Origin of the sequence: Rheinheimera soli (assembly GCF_031457405.1) — a bacterium.
GTDB lineage: Bacteria > Pseudomonadota > Gammaproteobacteria > Enterobacterales > Alteromonadaceae > Pararheinheimera > Pararheinheimera soli_A.
In genome coordinates this window covers 242,557-258,076 of the sequence record NZ_JAVDWR010000003.1, presented here as the reverse complement: position 1 = coordinate 258,076, position 15,520 = coordinate 242,557, and the positions used below count along the sequence as shown (strand labels likewise).

The window sequence follows — 15,520 nt, the reverse complement described above, 5'->3', positions numbered from 1 at the left end:
CATACCTGAGTCATAAAAAAGTCACACTTGTTTAATTATCAGCTAAACGTTGTTCTATAGGGGCCAACTGTCCCATTTGCTTTAAAATCCATTGCTGGCGTTTATACACGTAAGGGGAAGGGTCTTGCACTTTAAAACGCAGTGGATTGGGCAAAACAGCGGCTAACAGCGCTGCCTGATGACGACTCAGCTTACTGGCTGGCCGCTTGAAAAACTTCTGTGCTGCAGCTTCCACCCCAAAGACCCCTGGACCAAACTCCACACTGTTTAAATACACTTCCAGAATTCGTTCTTTGCCCCATACCAACTCAATCAGGCCGGTAAAGACCAACTCCAGCCCTTTGCGAAACCAGCTGCGGCCCGTCCATAAAAATACATTTTTTGCCGTTTGCTGACTGATGGTAGAAGCGCCTCGCACTTTCTGTCCCCTGCTGTTATAGGCCAGCGCTTTTTCAATTGCTTCGGTATCAAAGCCATAATGATCCGGAAATTTTTGATCTTCAGCAGCCACTACCGCTTGTTTCATCGCTGAAGAAATGTGCTCAAAAGCGACCCACTTGTGCTGTAAATCAAAGTTTTTCTGTGAGCTCCACATGGCTTGAATATGCCGTTCTATCATCACGCCAGTGACAGGGACTGGCACAAAAGCAAAGATCAGCACCAAGCTTAAAGCCAGAATAATCAGGTATTTAATAAGTTTTAGAAATTTACCAAACCAAAGTGAAATCAATGACTTTCCATACAGATAAAAGTTTTCATCAGGTTTGAGTGTAAAGCGGCATAACAAAATGAGCCAGCTTTAGTTGCTGGCTCTTTCGGAGTAGTTCGTGTTTGAACAGCGTGACACTTTAGCTGCGCTCGTCTGACGCTTTTTGTAACAAACGACGGCTTTCCTGCAGGAATTGTTCGGCTAAGGGTCCAAAAAATTGTTGGCCTTTGGCAAACTCCGCCATTAAACCTGCTTTGTCACCCGCAGCTAATAAATGCGATAGCTGATTAAATCTGTGCTGATACCGTTGCAACAAACCAGTGACTGCGCTGGAAGACAACATAATATCTGCATACAGCTCCGCATTTTGTGCAAACAAACGCCCTACCATCGCCAACTCCAGCCGGTAAATAGGTGAACTTAACTCCAGCAATTGCTGCAAATCAGCCTGTTCTTCTGCCAGATGCACACCGTACACCAAAGAGCTGAAGTGGCGCATTGCCTGGATCAGCTGCATCAATTCATCATGTTGCTGCGCTGATTTTTCAGTCAGTACAGCGCCCCACACCTTGAGTTGCTGTATCAGCCATTGATAGTTTTCTAAGTCGCGGCCATGACTAACGACAACCACTTGTTTGGCGATATTACTGATATCAGGGCCAAACATAGGATGTAAACCCACTACAGCACCGCTGTGTGTTTTCAGCATAGCATTCAGAGGCCCGGTTTTGGTGCTGGTTAAGTCAGCCAGCACAGTATCCGCATCCAATTCAGGCAATTGCGCTATCACCTGTTCAGTGACAGCAATAGGCACAGCTATTAATACCAAAGCAGCGCCCTTGACCATAGCCTGAGCCTGATGCCAGTTGTCTTGTTCCAGCACTTCAACCTGAAAACCAGAACGCTGAAATAAACTGACAAAACGTTTGCCTAAAGCACCGGCACCACCCACTACCACCACTTTATCGCCGCTTTGGCGACAGCAAACAAAACCAGCTTCCTGAGTCTGGTACGATTCACGCATTACACGGCGTAATACATCTTCAGTCAGATCAGCAGAAACACCTGCTTCTTCAGCTTGCTGACGGCGGGCTTTAATTAAGGCTTGTTCACGTTCTGGCACATATAAAGGTAAAGCATACTGCTGCTTCACCCGCCCTACTTCAGCAGTCACTGCCGCTCTTTTGGCCAATAACTCCACCAGTTGGCTATCCAGCTCGTCGATTTGCTGACGCAGCGGCAGCAGAGCTGCCATCGGATCGTCTTTCGCTGATTTACTCACAACGTCATTCATCTGTAACTCTCAGGCTGCAACTTCACGTGAGGATTCTTCTGACAATTCTTGTGACGATAGCTGTTGATCCAGATCAGCCAATAAGCCAGCTGTACTTGCCCAGTCGATACAAGCGTCTGTCACTGACACGCCATAGAGTTCAGCTTTACCTTCGACTAAATCCTGGCGGCCTGCATGAATATGGCTCTCAAGCATAATACCTATAATAGCTTTGTTGCCTTTGAGGCGTTGTTCAATCACTGACTGAGCCACAATGCCTTGTCTGTTGTGATCTTTACTGGAGTTGCCATGACTGCAGTCAATCACCAAAGCTTCAGGTAAACGGTGTTTACGCAGCGCTGTTAAAGCTGCCTGCACACTGTCTTCGTCATAGTTAGGTTTAACGCCACCCCGTAAAATGACATGACCGTCCGGGTTACCTGCAGTTTGCACCAGAGACACCTGACCTTTTTGGTTGATACCAATAAAGCTGTGGCCACTGGCGGCTGATTGCAGCGCATTCAGTGCAATATTTAAATTACCATCAGTGCCATTTTTAAAACCAACAGGCATCGACAAACCACTGGCCATTTCACGGTGAGTTTGTGATTCCACAGTACGGGCACCTACGGCTGCCCAGCTGATTAAATCAGACAGGTACTGTGGGCTGATAGGATCCAAAGCTTCAGTCGCGGCTGGTAGCTCCATCTCAACTAAATCCAACAGTAAACGGCGACCTTTGGTTAAGCCCGTTTCCAGATCAAAAGAATCATCCAGATGAGGATCGTTGATAAAACCTTTCCAGCCAACAGTAGTGCGCGGTTTTTCAAAGTACACCCGCATCACAATGTACAGAGTATCTTTGAATTGCAGTTGCAGCTGTTTCAGGCGGCGGGCGTAATCCATAGCTGACACAGGATCATGAATAGAACAAGGACCAGTGATCACCAGTAACCGTGGATCGCGGCCATGTATTATGTCGGCAATGTCCTGACGGGATTTTTGAATAAAGTCAGAACCTGCGCCAGATAAAGGTAGAGCCTGCTTTAACACGGCTGGCGGGCTTAATAACTGCTCAGAGACTATACGTAAATCATCAACAATCTTGCTCATTTTTATGCTCCTGTTTGCATCATGCGTTGCCAAAGCGCCGGTTTTTACTTGATAAATGCAAGCAGAACACCAGTAAACTTATATTTACAACACGTATTTAATTAATTACGAATGCAGGCATATTAAAAACCAAACACACACAAGTCAACCTTTAAAGCCAAACAAATTAAGGAAAGCAAGCAAGATCAACAAAAACAAAATTCGTATAACTATCGTTACATCGATGTCATTTAATCAATTTAGCCCAGATCAAACTTTGTGTTTAGTGCTAAAACCACAGGAACAACGGTCAGAACTGGATGGTCTACACTAAAACTTAACCCACTCTCACTCTGTGTAGGCTAGCTTATGGCTGCTCCCCCTTTTTCACCGCTGCCCGCTTTTGATGAGTTACTCAGCATGGCAAAACAGAACCCGACCGCACTGGATGAGTTACAGAAAAAATTGAATCAGGAGCTTATTGATGCGCAAAGTGACGATAGAGGGAAAAAAGCCATTCAACAAACCTTGTTCAGGCTACAGTCAGAACAGCTGAGATATAAAGCCCCTCTGGTCCGGCTAACCAGAGCCTATCAATTAATGTTGTCGGAAATGAACCGGATGCAGGATGCCCTGGAGCAGTTATGCACGACGCAAAAACCGCCGCAAAAGCCCTGTGCTACCATTTTGCCTTTCAGGTCAAAGGGTCAGGAGTGATAAGTGAAAAAAAAGCGGTTGAAAATCACAAAAAATAAAGTGACAGCGACCTGTGTTCTCGTCTAGAATTGATAAAAATACAAAATATGATACCCATTAACCTGTATGAACAAAAGTAAACACACAGAACCTTTATTGTCGACTCAACAAGCTGCTGATTTACTTGGTGTTTCTTTACGCACCGTGCAGTTGTGGGTTGAGAAAGGTGCTCTGGACGCCTGGAAAACTCCTGGTGGTCATCGTCGTGTCACCCAATCTTCTGTCGAACGCCTTCTGCTGAAAAATCAGACCCAACCTGTTGATAATTCAGTTCGCATTCTATTGGCAGAAGATGATGAGCTACTGAAACAACTTTACAGCCTGCAAATTGAATCCTGGGGTTTACCTATCAGTTTGCAGTCAGTCACCAACGGTATAGCTGGTTTATTAAAAATTGGCGAATGGGCACCACAAATTCTGATCTCAGATTTGCAGATGCCTGAACTGGATGGTTTTCAGATGATCCGTGAACTGAAGTTATCTCCACGCCACGAGAATATGAAAATCATTGTAGTGACTGCTTTAACGGATGCAGAAATTACAGCTGGTGGCGGTTTACCCGACACTGTGCAGTTGATGCGTAAGCCGCTGCTATTCAGCGACTTAAAAGACCGCCTAGAGAAGCTGTTACAAGAGCTGCGTTAATCGCAGCTTATGTCCATGGAGGGACTGTATGTCGCAACTGTCCGGAACGTTATTGCGACGATGTCCATGGAGGGACTGTATGTCGCAACTGTCGGGAACGTTGTTGCGACGCACTTCCACAACAAACCTCACTACAAGGCCTTTCTCGGCGGTAATGCGACATTCGCAAAAATAAACCCAGCCACTAATGACATAAAAATCAAAAAGGTTTGCTGACCTAATTGTTCAGTGGACACCATTTGTTGCCCTGAAACAAAAGCATTTAAACCCATATAAGTTTTACTGCCTGGCACCAGCACTATCATGCCCTGCAAAGAGACGATGCTGGCCGGTGCATTCATCAGCCGGTTAAATAAGTTACCGTATAAACCTACAGCAAAAGCACCGACAAAAGCTCCCAATGCCAGTCCTAGGTAATAAGCGCCCCATATGCTGGCTGCATAGGCGATAAAGCCAGAGGCTAATCCCCAAAGCGCATGTTTCAGCCTGGCTTTAAATACCACCACTAAGCTGCCGCATAAAATAGCGACGGCCAGCCAACTGGTCCATTCTGGCACTGAAGGTGCGATTTGCGGAGGGATCTGGCCAAATAACACCTGACCTAAAGCGACCCCTAAAAAGCCACCAAAATATAGCTTAAACAGCAGCATAACTGCATCCATCACCCTGGCTGTACCTGACACCAAATGCCGGGCCGCCAACTCTGCTAATCCCAGGGTTAAAGCCAGACCTGGAATAAATACAATAATGGAAGACAATACCACCAGGGGTACATTGATCATCGGGTCAATATAGACAGCAACAGCAGTAGCCAACAATGCTGAAATTAGCGCCACCAGTGGTTCCAGCATATGGGCAACACGGCGTGACTTCATCGACCAGAGCACAAATAAATAGACGATAAGACTCAGCACTGTGGCCCAGAAAACATCGTGCCAGCTGGCGCGCATTAGCATAGCAAAAGCACCACCTGCAGCACCAAAAGCAGCAAAAGTGGCCCAGCGGGAATAGGGATTTGGCGCTGCAGCTATTTGATCCAGTCGCAGATTGACATCCTGTAAGGTGAGTTTACTGCTGGCGAGCGCATCCACCAGTTCATCCGTATAAGATAAAGCACCTAAATCCAGTTCGCCTGGAGTCACCCGGGAGATATGGGTGTATTCATTCTCATCGCCAGGGATCCAGAGCACAAAAGTCAGCACTGTAGGCGTAATAGCAAAAGAGCCACCAATTTTCAGCAGCTGTGCCACTTCCTGTAAGTGCGCCTCCAAACGATAAGCAGGTGTACCAAACTTATGCAGCATTTTGCCAAGCTTGACGATAAAACGGCGTTTTTCAATAAAACTGGCGGAATCCACTGTTGGGTCCTTTGTCGCGTTGCAACACAATACAGCTATTGTAGTGGGCTTTATCAACTAAGCATAGAAGTTGATAAGGCTAAGTAGTTGATTAACCCTAAGTTAACCAGGCTAGTCAAACCTGGATTCAGGATGAAAATTCAGCCAGCAACCATTGGTATTCCTGTTGCAGCAGTTGAAAAGCCGCAGCATCGCCGCCTTTATCCGGGTGCAAACGCAGTGCCTGTTGCCGGTAGTTTTTTTTCAGCTGAGCCACTGAATAAGGCTGAGTTAACTGCCATTTTTGTTGAAGCGTGCTAGTGTCGAGCGTTTTGTTCTGCTGGTACAACGCCAGCTTTTTCCAGAATTCATCCAATACAGCCTGCAGTTTATCACCCGTCATAGCCCGCATATTTTGCCAATCCAGATAATAAGCGGCTTTGTCCTGTTGTTCCTGCCATAACGCCAGCGCATTGTCAGGCAAAGCTGTGACTGTATAGACCACAACCTTGGCAAAACCAATATGTAATAAAGCTACTTGCTCCTGCTGCCACTGCGCCTGCAATACAAACAAATGGTGATAAAGAATAAAGTGTTGCTGGAATAACAAGGAGTCGACAGCGAGGCTACGAGGTTCGGGGAAAAAGGCTTTTAATTGATGCAGCAACTCCTGCTCGCTGATCTCTCCTTGTCTGGCTAACAGGAAAGCTTCGAGTGCGGCAACTAAATCGGCTTGCAGTTCGGTATGCATAGTCACATTACAGACCAAAAAATTGTCAGGATCAATTTTTAACAATGCGAAGCGTTGGCCCAAAGGGTGAGCGCCAGGGATGGCTGCGAATAAAAAAAAGGCTGACACAAGGTCAGCCTTTCCAGTCGCTTAGTTAAGCTTTTCGCGGATACGCGCTGATTTACCTGAACGATCGCGTAAGTAGTAAAGCTTGGCACGGCGAACTGCGCCACGGCGTTTCAGCGTAATGCTGTCAATCATAGGGCTGTGCGTCTGGAATACACGCTCAACACCTTCGCCGTTGGAAATTTTACGAACTGTGAAAGCTGAATGCAGACCACGGTTACGTTTGGCGATAACTACACCTTCGTAAGCCTGCAGACGGGTTTTGTCACCTTCTTTCACTTTAACCTGAACAACTACAGTGTCACCTGGGCCAAATGCTGGCACGTCAGTTTTTAACTGTTCGTCTTCAAGTTGCTTGATAATGTTTTGGCTAACTTTGCTCATAACAATCTCACTTTACCTGGAATTAACTATCGTGTTGCTGCAACGCCTGGTGTTCCAATTGGAATTCATCCAGTAATTTGCGTTGCTCCTTAGTCAGAGCCAGGGCATTTAACATATCCGGCCGTCTTAACCAGGTTCTACCAAGAGCCTGCTTCAGACGCCAGCGTCGTATATTTTCATGGTGTCCACTCAGCAACACCGGTGGAACCTCTTTGTCTGCTAACACCGCAGGTCTGGTGTAGTGTGGGCAGTCTAACAAACCAGTTGCAAACGAATCCTGTTCTGCCGACTCTTCGTGCCCCAGTACGCCTGGTACCAGTCGCGATACCGCATCAATCAGCGTCATCGCAGGCAACTCGCCTCCACTCAGCACGTAATCCCCAATTGACCATTCTTCGTCAATTTCGGTTTCAATTACGCGTTCATCAATGCCTTCGTAACGGCCTGCCACTAACAGCAGTTTCGGGTAACGTGAAAGTTCCTGTACACCTTTCTGATCTAATTTGCGGCCTTGCGGCGACAAATACACCGTATGTACATTTCCTCCGGCAGCTTGCTTGGCGGCGCGAATAGCGTCAGTCAGCGGCTGCACCATCATCAGCATTCCGGGACCACCACCAAAGGGGCGATCATCGACGGTATTGTGTTTATCGCAGGTATAATCCCGCGGATTCCAACACTCCACCTGTAACAACCCTTGCTTTACAGCACGGCTTGTTACACCAAACTTTGTAATAGCATCAAACATCTGCGGGAACAGAGTAATAACCCCAACCCACAAACCAACTTGCTGCGACATTAAAAGTCCGGATCCCAGTCTACTAAGATACGTCTTTGCGCGTTATTCACATCCTTAATGACAGAGTCAATCAGGAAAGGGAGTAAACGCTCCGTCTTGCCAAATGCATCGGATTTATTGGCTTTCACAACGAGAACGTCGTTTGAGCCTGTTTCCATCATGTCGACCACTTCACCTAAGTGATAACCAGCCTCGTTCACTACAGACATGCCCATCAGGTCACGCCAATAGAAATCACCCTCAGCAAGCTGGGGTAATGCAGAACGCTCTACTGCGATATCCGCATTGACGTAGAGTTGAGCCTGGTCGCGGTCAGCCACGTCTGCCAGTTTTACGATAAGGCCGTTGCCATGTCGTTTTTTACCGGAGATTTGCATTTGACGCCAGTTACCCTGCACTTGAATTTGCCAGGGTGTGTAATCAAAAATCCCTTCCGGGATATCGGTATAGGAGTTTACTTTTAGCCACCCGTTGATGCCGTAAACAGCACCAAACTTACCTAAGACAACTAAATCTTTACCGTTCAAGGTGAAACTCCGACCTTTATTTATTTTAGCTATTAAGCAGCAGTTTTCTTAGCAGCTTTCACCAATGAAGCAACGCGGTCGCTTAAAGAAGCGCCTTGCGATACCCAGTGGTTGATACGCTCTAAGTCAATACGCGTTTGCTCTTCAGTACCGCTAGCGATTGGGTTGAAAAAACCCACGCGCTCAATGAAGCGGCCATCACGGGCAAAACGGCTGTCCGCTACCACAACTTGGTAAAATGGACGCTTTTTCGCGCCACCACGTTGTAAACGAATAGTTACCATACCGTCCTCTAATAATCGTTCAGGATTTAAAAAAATAACAAACCCCGCGGTCAGACCGTGGGGTCGGTGAATTGTACGGATTTTTACCTGCATTGCAAGGTTTTTCGGGCTTTGGCCGCATATTTCAGCTTTTGCCAAAACCCAACAGTCATAGGGCAGAAAAGGGCTTAACGTGGAGGTAACAGACCTGGTGGTAACTTGCCCCCCATACCCCGCATCATCTTCATTAAGCCGCCTTTACCTGACATCTGCTTCATCATTTTCTGCATTTGGGTAAATTGTTTCAGCAGCTGGTTTACATCCTGCACTTGTGTGCCAGAGCCGGCAGCTATGCGCTTTTTGCGTGAGCCTTTAATCAAATCCGGAAATAAACGTTCTTTTTTAGTCATGGAATTGATGATGGCTTCCATTTTATTGAACTGTTTATTGCCCATCTGATCCATAGCACCAGCAGGTAAGTTTTTCATGCCGGGTAATTTATCCAGCATTGACATCATGCCGCCCATACCACGCATCTGCACTAACTGGTCACGGAAGTCTTCCAGGCTAAAGCCCTGCCCTTTCATCACTTTGGCAGCAACTTTAGCAGCTTGTTCTTTGTCGACCTTCTGCTCGATTTGCTCAATCAGGCTCATCACATCGCCCATACCCAGAATACGGGAGGCGATACGATCCGGATGGAATGGCTCTAAAGCGTCAGTTTTTTCGCCCATACCGATAAACTTAATCGGCTTGCCAGTGATATGGCGGATAGATAAAGCAGCACCACCGCGGGCGTCACCATCGGCTTTGGTCAGGATCACGCCAGTCAAAGGCAAAGCTTCATTAAAAGCTTTAGCCGTATTGGCAGCATCCTGACCTGTCATGGCATCGACCACAAACAGTGTTTCGACAGGGTTGACCGCGGCATGCAGGGCTTTAATTTCGCCCATCATCTCTTCATCAACATGCAGACGACCTGCAGTATCGACGAGCAACACATCAAAAATTTGTAAGCGGGCGTGAGCTATAGCAGCGTTAACTATATCTATAGGTTTCTGACCTACATCGCTTGGGAAAAACTCAACGCCCACTTCTTTGGCTAAAGTTTCTAACTGTTTAATAGCTGCAGGGCGATAGATGTCAGCAGAAACCACTAATACTTTTTTCTTCTTACGCTCTTTTAAGAATTTCGCCAGTTTAGCCACAGAGGTGGTTTTACCCGCACCTTGTAAACCCGCCATTAAAACAACGGCTGGCGGCTGAACATTGAGCGCCAACTCTTCGTTGGCTTCGCCCATCGCATCTTCTAAGGCTTTACGGACGATTTTCAGAAATTCCTGACCAGGTGTCAGGCTTTTGCTGACTTCAATGCCAACAGAACGTTCTTTGACCTGATTGACAAAGTCACGCACCACAGGCAAAGCAACGTCAGCTTCTAATAAAGCCATACGTACTTCACGTAAGGTTTCTTTGATATTATCTTCAGTTAAACGACCACGACCGCTGATGTTCTTCAGCGTTTTGGTTAGGCGGTCCGACAGGTTTTCAAACATAACTTAACACCTGAGATACAATATGGCCGGATTATACCCCAGAGCGAGTAAGGAGTCAGCCGCCATCTTAGCTGAAACTGTCACGCCAATTAGGTGAGCTTGAGCTGTCAAATGCGAGTAATTTGCAATAGAATGTTAAATCTTCACGAATCAACAGGATCTGATTTATGGTAGTTGAGCTGTTACCCGGTGTGGCATTGGTTGGTTATTTGCTGGCAACCGGCATGCTATTGTCTCGTCTGGTGCATCCACAAGGCCCTAACTATAAATTGATGTTCAGCGCCGCTTTGTTGGCTATTGTTTGCCATATGCTGTTTCTGGCTGATTCTATTTTTGCCGACGCTGGTCAGAACTTCAGCCTGCTGAATGTCATTTCACTGGTATGCTGGTTGATCAGCACTGCTATTACTATTACGGCGCTGCGCACTCCAACAGTACTGCTGCTGCCCATTGTCTATGGTTTCTCAGCCCTGACTCAGTTGGCTGTTTTAGTTTTACCTGCTGAAGTGCAAATGCAGCATTTTGAACAGAGCCCAATTTTGCTGATGCATATTATTGTCGCTTTTGTCGCTTACACCTTATTAATAGTGGCCACTTTGCATTCACTGCAAGTGAACTACATCAGCAAAAAGCTGAAACAAAAAGATTTTATGTTAGGTAATCAATTTTTACCCCCATTACTTCAGGTTGAGCAGTTGCAGTTCAGAGTACTGCTGCTTGGTACTTTGTTGTTGGGTTTAACCTTATTCAGTGGCGCCGCTTTTACTGATAACTGGCTGGACGCACAAAACCTGCATAAAAACATACTGAGCTCAGCGGCTTTTCTGGTCTTTGTGCTGTTATTATGGGGTCATGCTCAGTTAGGCTGGCGTGGTCGTCTGGCGATAGCCTTAACCTTTACCGGCAGCATTTTGTTGACGCTGGCTTATTTTGGCAGCCGTTTTGTCCGTGAAGTGATGTTAGACAGGCTCGGATAACAGCTTTTTGCCGCGATAGCCCATTAATTCTTGACTTGATGGGCTGTTCGTAATATCAAATAACTTCGATTAGCCCTACAGGTAAACTACTTTTGGACGATATCTCAACCAGCACCCTTTTTATTGTCTTGGGCTTGCTGGTGTTGTGTTCTGCATTTTTCTCAGCTTCTGAAACCAGCATGATGTCGCTGAACCCCTACAAGCTTAAACACCTGGCCAATGAGCAGCATAAATCGGCTATACGTGTGACCGCTATGCTGGAACGTCGTGACCGGTTAATTGGTTTAATTCTGGTTGGCAACAATCTGGTGAATATAGCCGCATCAGCCACAGCGACAGTGCTGGGGATGAGACTATACGGTGATTTCGGTATAGCCATTGCGACCGTAGCTCTGACTGTGGTTATTCTGATATTCGGTGAAGTCACCCCAAAAACTCTGGCCGCTTTGCATCCTGAAAAAGTAGCCTTCCCAAGTTCAGTGATTTTAAAACCATTGATGAAGCTGTTGTACCCTGCCGTATGGTTACTGAATAAAATCTGCAATACCTTGTTAGGCTGGCTTGGCGTCAGTGCTGAGCAACATCATGGCAATAGCTTAAGTAGCGAAGAATTACGCACCGTAGTCTATGAAGCTGGCGCACTGATCCCGGAACACAACCAAAGTATGCTGGTGGGCGTGCTGGATTTAGAAAAAGCGACAGTAGAAGATATTATGATCCCACGCAACGAATTGGTTGGCATTGATATCAACGACGAATGGAAAGACATAGTGCGTCAGTTGTCCAACAGCCAGCACAACCGTATTTTGTTGTACCGCGACAGTGTGGATGATGCTTTAGGTTTTATTCATAGCCGCGATCTGGCACGTCTGGCGTTAAAAGAACAACTGAACAAAGCATCTCTGTTGCGCTCGGTACGGGAAATTTATTTTATTCCGGAAAATACCCCACTCAATACCCAACTGCACAAGTTTCAAAGCTCCAAAGAGCGTATAGGCCTGGTGGTAGACGAATACGGCGATATTCAGGGCCTGGTGACGTTAGAGGATATACTCGAAGAAGTGGTAGGTAACTTTACGACAGATATAGCAGATAACCAGAATGAAGAAATTCAACCTCAGGTTGATGGCAGTTTTCTGGTGGACGGAGGTATCAACCTGCGCGATTTAAACAGAGATATGCAGCTAAACTTCCCTACAGACGGACCTAAAACTTTAAATGGTCTGGTACTGGAATATCTAGAGGAAATTCCGGAAGCCAGCTTAGGTTTAACTCTGGCGGGATGCCCAATGGAAATTGTCGAAGTGCAGGATAATATGATTAAAACAGTGCGCTTAATGCCCCATTTGCAAAAAAGTTAAAAGCAAAAGGGCGCCTTGAGGCGCCCTTGTTACATCTGTTCTTGTGCGGTTAACCAAACAAACCAAAAAACCAGCCGCGTTTAAATTCATCTTCGCAGCTTTGTAATTGTTGCTGATACATAGTCGCTCGTTGCTGCACCTTACGGGCCGTTTCCATCAGCCAGCGTTTTTTATAATAAGTACCACGTTTATAGCCGCCCCAGCCTTCGTGATAATTCAGATACTGGGCATAGGCATCTGATTTAGCCACTTTATTGATTTTAGTGCTTTTATTCATATACCAGCCCATAAAATCCAGCGCATCATCAAAGTTCGAGCGGGCAGCAAAATAGCGGCCGGTTTCCCGGCCATAGTCTTCCCATGTCTCATCTTTGACCTGAGCATAACCATAAGCCGTACTGGCTCTGCCTACAGGAATAAATCCAAACCAATATTCCATAGGTGGCTGAGCATTATGTTTAAAGCTGCTTTCCTGATACATCATCGCCATAGGCACATGAATAGGCACATCCCATTTGTCCCGCATATCGGATGCCGCATCATACCAGTCACCATGCTCGCGGAAAATTTCACATAAATTAGAACTGTTCTTCGGGGGGGCTGTAGCACAACCTGTTACTACAGTAGCGAGCGATAAGAAGAGTAAAGTTTTTTTAATTTTTTTCATCTGACGCTGAACTTTTTAAAACACAACCAAGACTAACCCAATGAACGGATTCAACCAAGTTTTTGTTTTTCATCCCTGGATTATCCTTATCCTTAGTTTTCACGGCCAGCTTGCTGGCCGTTTTTTTTAAATCCTTTATAGATCTGCAAAATACTGTTCAAGGTACTGATCAAAATTAAGCTCATCGGCCTGTTCAATTTTTTGTTGATCCAGCAAGGATAGCTCCGCCATCTGTTTAAACTCTGCTTCGGTATAAAGCTGATAGTCCATTGCTGCCAATTGTTGTCTGTATTGCTCAGCTAAAGCCAGAGCATAATAAGGACTATCCTGCTGCTGAGCTATTAAGCGGCTTAATAACTTGCCTGAATAGGTTTGATTCGGGTCTAACAAGCCTAAGTAAAACTCTTTGATAGCAGCGCTGTACGAATCACCGCTGTGAGCTGCGTCCATCCAGTTGGCTATAGGCATCAGATCAGCAAACAGCTGTTCAGCCCAGTCCAGCATTAAACGGGGCTGACCATTCTCATTCAGATCTAAATTCCGCTTACGGCCTTCAGTCACCACTTTACGCAGGTTTTGTTCTGTCACCGTCTGTTCATCAGCCGATAAATCCGGGCTTTTTTCCAGTAAACAGTAAATTAAGAACAAATCCAGAAAACGCATTTGTTCGGCATTGATACCCACAGCGCTGAACGGATTCACATCCAAAGCCCGCACTTCAATATATTCGACACCCCGGCGTTTTAAAGCGCAGGTTGGGCGTTCACCGCTTTGAGTGGTGCGTTTAGGTCTTATGGTCGAATAAAACTCGTTTTCAATTTGCAGAATATTGCTGTTGAGCTGTTTGTACTGCCCATCCACTTTGACGCCTATAGAAGCATATTCAGCAGAAGGCGTTGAAATGGCCTGGCGCAAACCTTCGATATAATCCGGCAGATTGTTGTAGCTGATATTCAAACTGGACTGAGCGCTGTTGGTATAGCCCAAGTCACTCATTCGTAAAGAGGTCGCATAAGGTAAGTATAAAGAGCCTTTGCCCAACGTCTGGAACTTGTATTTAGGTTCACGGCCTTGTAAAAATGAGCTGCACATAGCAGGGGATGCGCCAAACAAATACACCACCAGCCAGACATATCTCTTGTAGTTCCGGATAAGGTGCAGGTACTGAGCAGAAATAAAATCCTGCAAGGGACCAGTATCGCCAAGCAATTGCTGATATTCCTGCCAGAAAGCTTCTGGAATAGAGAAATTAAAATGCACACCGCTGATGGCCTGCATCATACTGCCATAACGGTTTTTCAGGCCCTGACGATAGGCAGTTTTCATAGTTCCAACGTTGGAGCTACCATACTGCGCCAGTTGGATTTCATCCTGACGCTCTATAAAACAAGGCATAGAGCCAGCCCAAAGCCGTTCTTCGCCTATATGGGATAAAGCAAACTTATGAATATCAGTCAGTTGCTTTAAAGTCACATCAATATCAGTGTGTGCCGGGGTAATAAACTCCAGCAAAGACTCTGAAAAATCTGTCGTAATTAAAGGGTGAGTTAAAGCCGAACCCAAAGCTTTTGCATGACCAGTTTGCGCCAGTTGACCGTCCGGATTGATCCGTAATGTCTCCCGCTCAATACCCCGTCTGATCCCTTTAATTGCCGTTTGAAATGACGTGGTGCCAAGCGCAGCCAGACGTTGTTCGAGGAAATGACTCAAGCTGATCCCTTATTCTGATAAAAATCAAACTTTAAAATGGGGTGACTCAAATTAAAAAACAAGAGTGACCAAAGATTAAGTTTCTCTGACACTAAATGAGATGATTATTCTACTCTTCTTCTTGCGCAGCGCCATAGGCCAATCTGCTTTTACGGGCCGCCTGCAACACCACCACCCGCATAATATCTTTCCAGGATACTATGCCGATAGCTACATTGTCCTGATCAGTCACAGGCAAACAACCTATATTATGTTTGAGCAATAAAGCTGCAGCTTTAACCACTGGATAATCCTCTGGCACTGAAATAACGGGGCTACTCATCACATGTTTGATTTTGCGGCTGGTGACAAAAATATCTAAGGTTTTTTCAGAGGCTGAGTCCATCACTGGTGCCAGAGCTTTGAAATAATCTTTGACGGAAACTATACCTACCAGGCGTCGCCCGGCGTCAATCACTGGCACATGTTGAAATTTGGACTGGTTAAAAATGCTTTTTAAGGCAGATAAACTCATATCCGGGTCAACCATCGTCAATTTTCTGGTCATAATGGCAGATACTTGCATAATGCTCCTAAGCTCGCTTATCAGAGAGATCTTTGAAATAATG

General features: G+C 45.9%; 17 protein-coding genes. 4 read left to right on the top strand and 13 right to left on the bottom strand.

Features of this window, described 5'->3' with window-relative positions; all coding sequences use genetic code 11:
• Positions 1-31: 31 nt before the first annotated feature.
• The 3 genes from mtgA to J2W69_RS07635 form a co-directional block, all read right to left on the bottom strand.
• A complete protein-coding gene (mtgA, locus tag J2W69_RS07645; protein ID WP_310276226.1) occupies positions 32-730 on the bottom strand; it encodes a monofunctional biosynthetic peptidoglycan transglycosylase in 699 nt (232 codons plus the stop codon).
• 118 nt (positions 731-848) lie between these two features.
• Positions 849-2,003, bottom strand: coding sequence for a bifunctional chorismate mutase/prephenate dehydrogenase (gene tyrA / locus J2W69_RS07640; protein WP_310276224.1), 1,155 nt, complete (start codon positions 2,001-2,003; stop codon positions 849-851).
• A 9-nt stretch (positions 2,004-2,012) separates the two neighbouring features.
• Positions 2,013-3,095, bottom strand: a complete 1,083-nt coding sequence (locus J2W69_RS07635; RefSeq protein WP_310276222.1) for a 3-deoxy-7-phosphoheptulonate synthase — start codon at positions 3,093-3,095, stop codon at positions 2,013-2,015.
• Between the two features lie 348 nt (positions 3,096-3,443).
• Between J2W69_RS07635 and J2W69_RS07630 the strand changes: the two genes are divergently transcribed.
• Together J2W69_RS07630 and J2W69_RS07625 are read left to right on the top strand one after the other, a co-directional pair.
• Positions 3,444-3,791, top strand: coding sequence for a DUF3135 domain-containing protein (locus J2W69_RS07630; protein ID WP_310276219.1), 348 nt, complete (start codon positions 3,444-3,446; stop codon positions 3,789-3,791).
• A 105-nt stretch (positions 3,792-3,896) separates the two neighbouring features.
• Positions 3,897-4,475 carry a response regulator gene (locus J2W69_RS07625; RefSeq protein ID WP_310276215.1) on the top strand — a complete coding sequence of 193 codons (579 nt, stop codon included), beginning with the start codon at positions 3,897-3,899 and terminating at the stop codon, positions 4,473-4,475.
• Between the two features lie 131 nt (positions 4,476-4,606).
• On the opposite strand, the gene J2W69_RS07620 is transcribed toward J2W69_RS07625, so the two are convergent.
• The 7 genes from J2W69_RS07620 to ffh all read right to left on the bottom strand — a co-directional run bounded on the left by J2W69_RS07620 (position 4,607) and on the right by ffh (position 10,197).
• Positions 4,607-5,833, bottom strand: coding sequence for a threonine/serine exporter family protein (locus tag J2W69_RS07620; RefSeq protein WP_310276212.1), 1,227 nt, complete (start codon positions 5,831-5,833; stop codon positions 4,607-4,609).
• Positions 5,834-5,960: 127 nt separating this feature from the next.
• Complete coding sequence (locus J2W69_RS07615) at positions 5,961-6,671, bottom strand: DNA-J related domain-containing protein (RefSeq protein WP_310276209.1); 711 nt, start codon at positions 6,669-6,671, stop codon at positions 5,961-5,963.
• 21 nt (positions 6,672-6,692) lie between these two features.
• Complete coding sequence (rplS, locus tag J2W69_RS07610; RefSeq protein WP_008898080.1) at positions 6,693-7,052, bottom strand: 50S ribosomal protein L19; 360 nt, start codon at positions 7,050-7,052, stop codon at positions 6,693-6,695.
• Positions 7,053-7,074: 22 nt separating this feature from the next.
• Positions 7,075-7,851 (bottom strand): tRNA (guanosine(37)-N1)-methyltransferase TrmD, encoded by a 777-nt coding sequence (gene trmD, locus J2W69_RS07605; RefSeq protein ID WP_405047874.1) that lies wholly within the window; start codon positions 7,849-7,851, stop codon positions 7,075-7,077.
• Positions 7,851-8,378, bottom strand: a complete 528-nt coding sequence (rimM, locus tag J2W69_RS07600; protein WP_310276200.1) for a ribosome maturation factor RimM — start codon at positions 8,376-8,378, stop codon at positions 7,851-7,853. The genes trmD and rimM overlap by 1 nt, the downstream gene beginning before the upstream one ends.
• A 32-nt stretch (positions 8,379-8,410) precedes the next feature.
• Positions 8,411-8,662 (bottom strand): 30S ribosomal protein S16, encoded by a 252-nt coding sequence (gene rpsP, locus J2W69_RS07595; RefSeq protein ID WP_008898077.1) that lies wholly within the window; start codon positions 8,660-8,662, stop codon positions 8,411-8,413.
• 167 nt (positions 8,663-8,829) lie between these two features.
• Positions 8,830-10,197 (bottom strand): signal recognition particle protein, encoded by a 1,368-nt coding sequence (gene ffh / locus J2W69_RS07590; RefSeq protein WP_008898076.1) that lies wholly within the window; start codon positions 10,195-10,197, stop codon positions 8,830-8,832.
• Between the two features lie 167 nt (positions 10,198-10,364).
• Here ffh and J2W69_RS07585 point away from each other — a divergent pair, with 167 nt between their 5' ends.
• Both J2W69_RS07585 and J2W69_RS07580 read left to right on the top strand, forming a co-directional pair.
• Entirely contained in the window at positions 10,365-11,174 is an 810-nt protein-coding gene (locus tag J2W69_RS07585) for a cytochrome C assembly family protein (protein ID WP_008898075.1), read from the top strand.
• A gap of 92 nt (positions 11,175-11,266) precedes the next feature.
• A complete protein-coding gene (locus J2W69_RS07580) occupies positions 11,267-12,535 on the top strand; it encodes an HlyC/CorC family transporter (RefSeq protein ID WP_310276196.1) in 1,269 nt (422 codons plus the stop codon).
• A gap of 49 nt (positions 12,536-12,584) precedes the next feature.
• Here the strand turns inward: J2W69_RS07580 and J2W69_RS07575 are convergent, their stop codons facing one another.
• From J2W69_RS07575 to J2W69_RS07565, 3 genes are all read right to left on the bottom strand, one after another.
• Positions 12,585-13,202, bottom strand: a complete 618-nt coding sequence (locus J2W69_RS07575) for a transglycosylase SLT domain-containing protein (protein ID WP_310276194.1) — start codon at positions 13,200-13,202, stop codon at positions 12,585-12,587.
• Between the two features lie 135 nt (positions 13,203-13,337).
• Positions 13,338-14,912, bottom strand: coding sequence for a glutamate--cysteine ligase (gene gshA / locus J2W69_RS07570; RefSeq protein WP_310276192.1), 1,575 nt, complete (start codon positions 14,910-14,912; stop codon positions 13,338-13,340).
• Between the two features lie 109 nt (positions 14,913-15,021).
• Entirely contained in the window at positions 15,022-15,477 is a 456-nt protein-coding gene (locus tag J2W69_RS07565) for a CBS domain-containing protein (protein ID WP_310276190.1), read from the bottom strand.
• Positions 15,478-15,520: the final 43 nt, after the last annotated feature.

Excerpts from the sequence above, each read along its gene's own strand:
- tyrA (WP_310276224.1), bottom strand. The coding sequence starts at position 2,003 with ATGAATGACGTTGTGAGTAAATCAGCGAAAGACGATCCGATGGCAGCT.
- J2W69_RS07635 (WP_310276222.1), bottom strand. The coding sequence starts at position 3,095 with ATGAGCAAGATTGTTGATGATTTACGTATAGTCTCTGAGCAGTTATTA.
- J2W69_RS07630 (WP_310276219.1), top strand. The coding sequence starts at position 3,444 with ATGGCTGCTCCCCCTTTTTCACCGCTGCCCGCTTTTGATGAGTTACTC.
- J2W69_RS07625 (WP_310276215.1), top strand. The coding sequence starts at position 3,897 with ATGAACAAAAGTAAACACACAGAACCTTTATTGTCGACTCAACAAGCT.
- rplS (WP_008898080.1), bottom strand. The coding sequence starts at position 7,052 with ATGAGCAAAGTTAGCCAAAACATTATCAAGCAACTTGAAGACGAACAG.
- trmD (WP_405047874.1), bottom strand. The coding sequence starts at position 7,851 with ATGTCGCAGCAAGTTGGTTTGTGGGTTGGGGTTATTACTCTGTTCCCG.
- rpsP (WP_008898077.1), bottom strand. The coding sequence starts at position 8,662 with ATGGTAACTATTCGTTTACAACGTGGTGGCGCGAAAAAGCGTCCATTT.
- ffh (WP_008898076.1), bottom strand. The coding sequence starts at position 10,197 with ATGTTTGAAAACCTGTCGGACCGCCTAACCAAAACGCTGAAGAACATC.
- J2W69_RS07585 (WP_008898075.1), top strand. The coding sequence starts at position 10,365 with ATGGTAGTTGAGCTGTTACCCGGTGTGGCATTGGTTGGTTATTTGCTG.
- J2W69_RS07575 (WP_310276194.1), bottom strand. The coding sequence starts at position 13,202 with ATGAAAAAAATTAAAAAAACTTTACTCTTCTTATCGCTCGCTACTGTA.
- J2W69_RS07565 (WP_310276190.1), bottom strand. The coding sequence starts at position 15,477 with ATGCAAGTATCTGCCATTATGACCAGAAAATTGACGATGGTTGACCCG.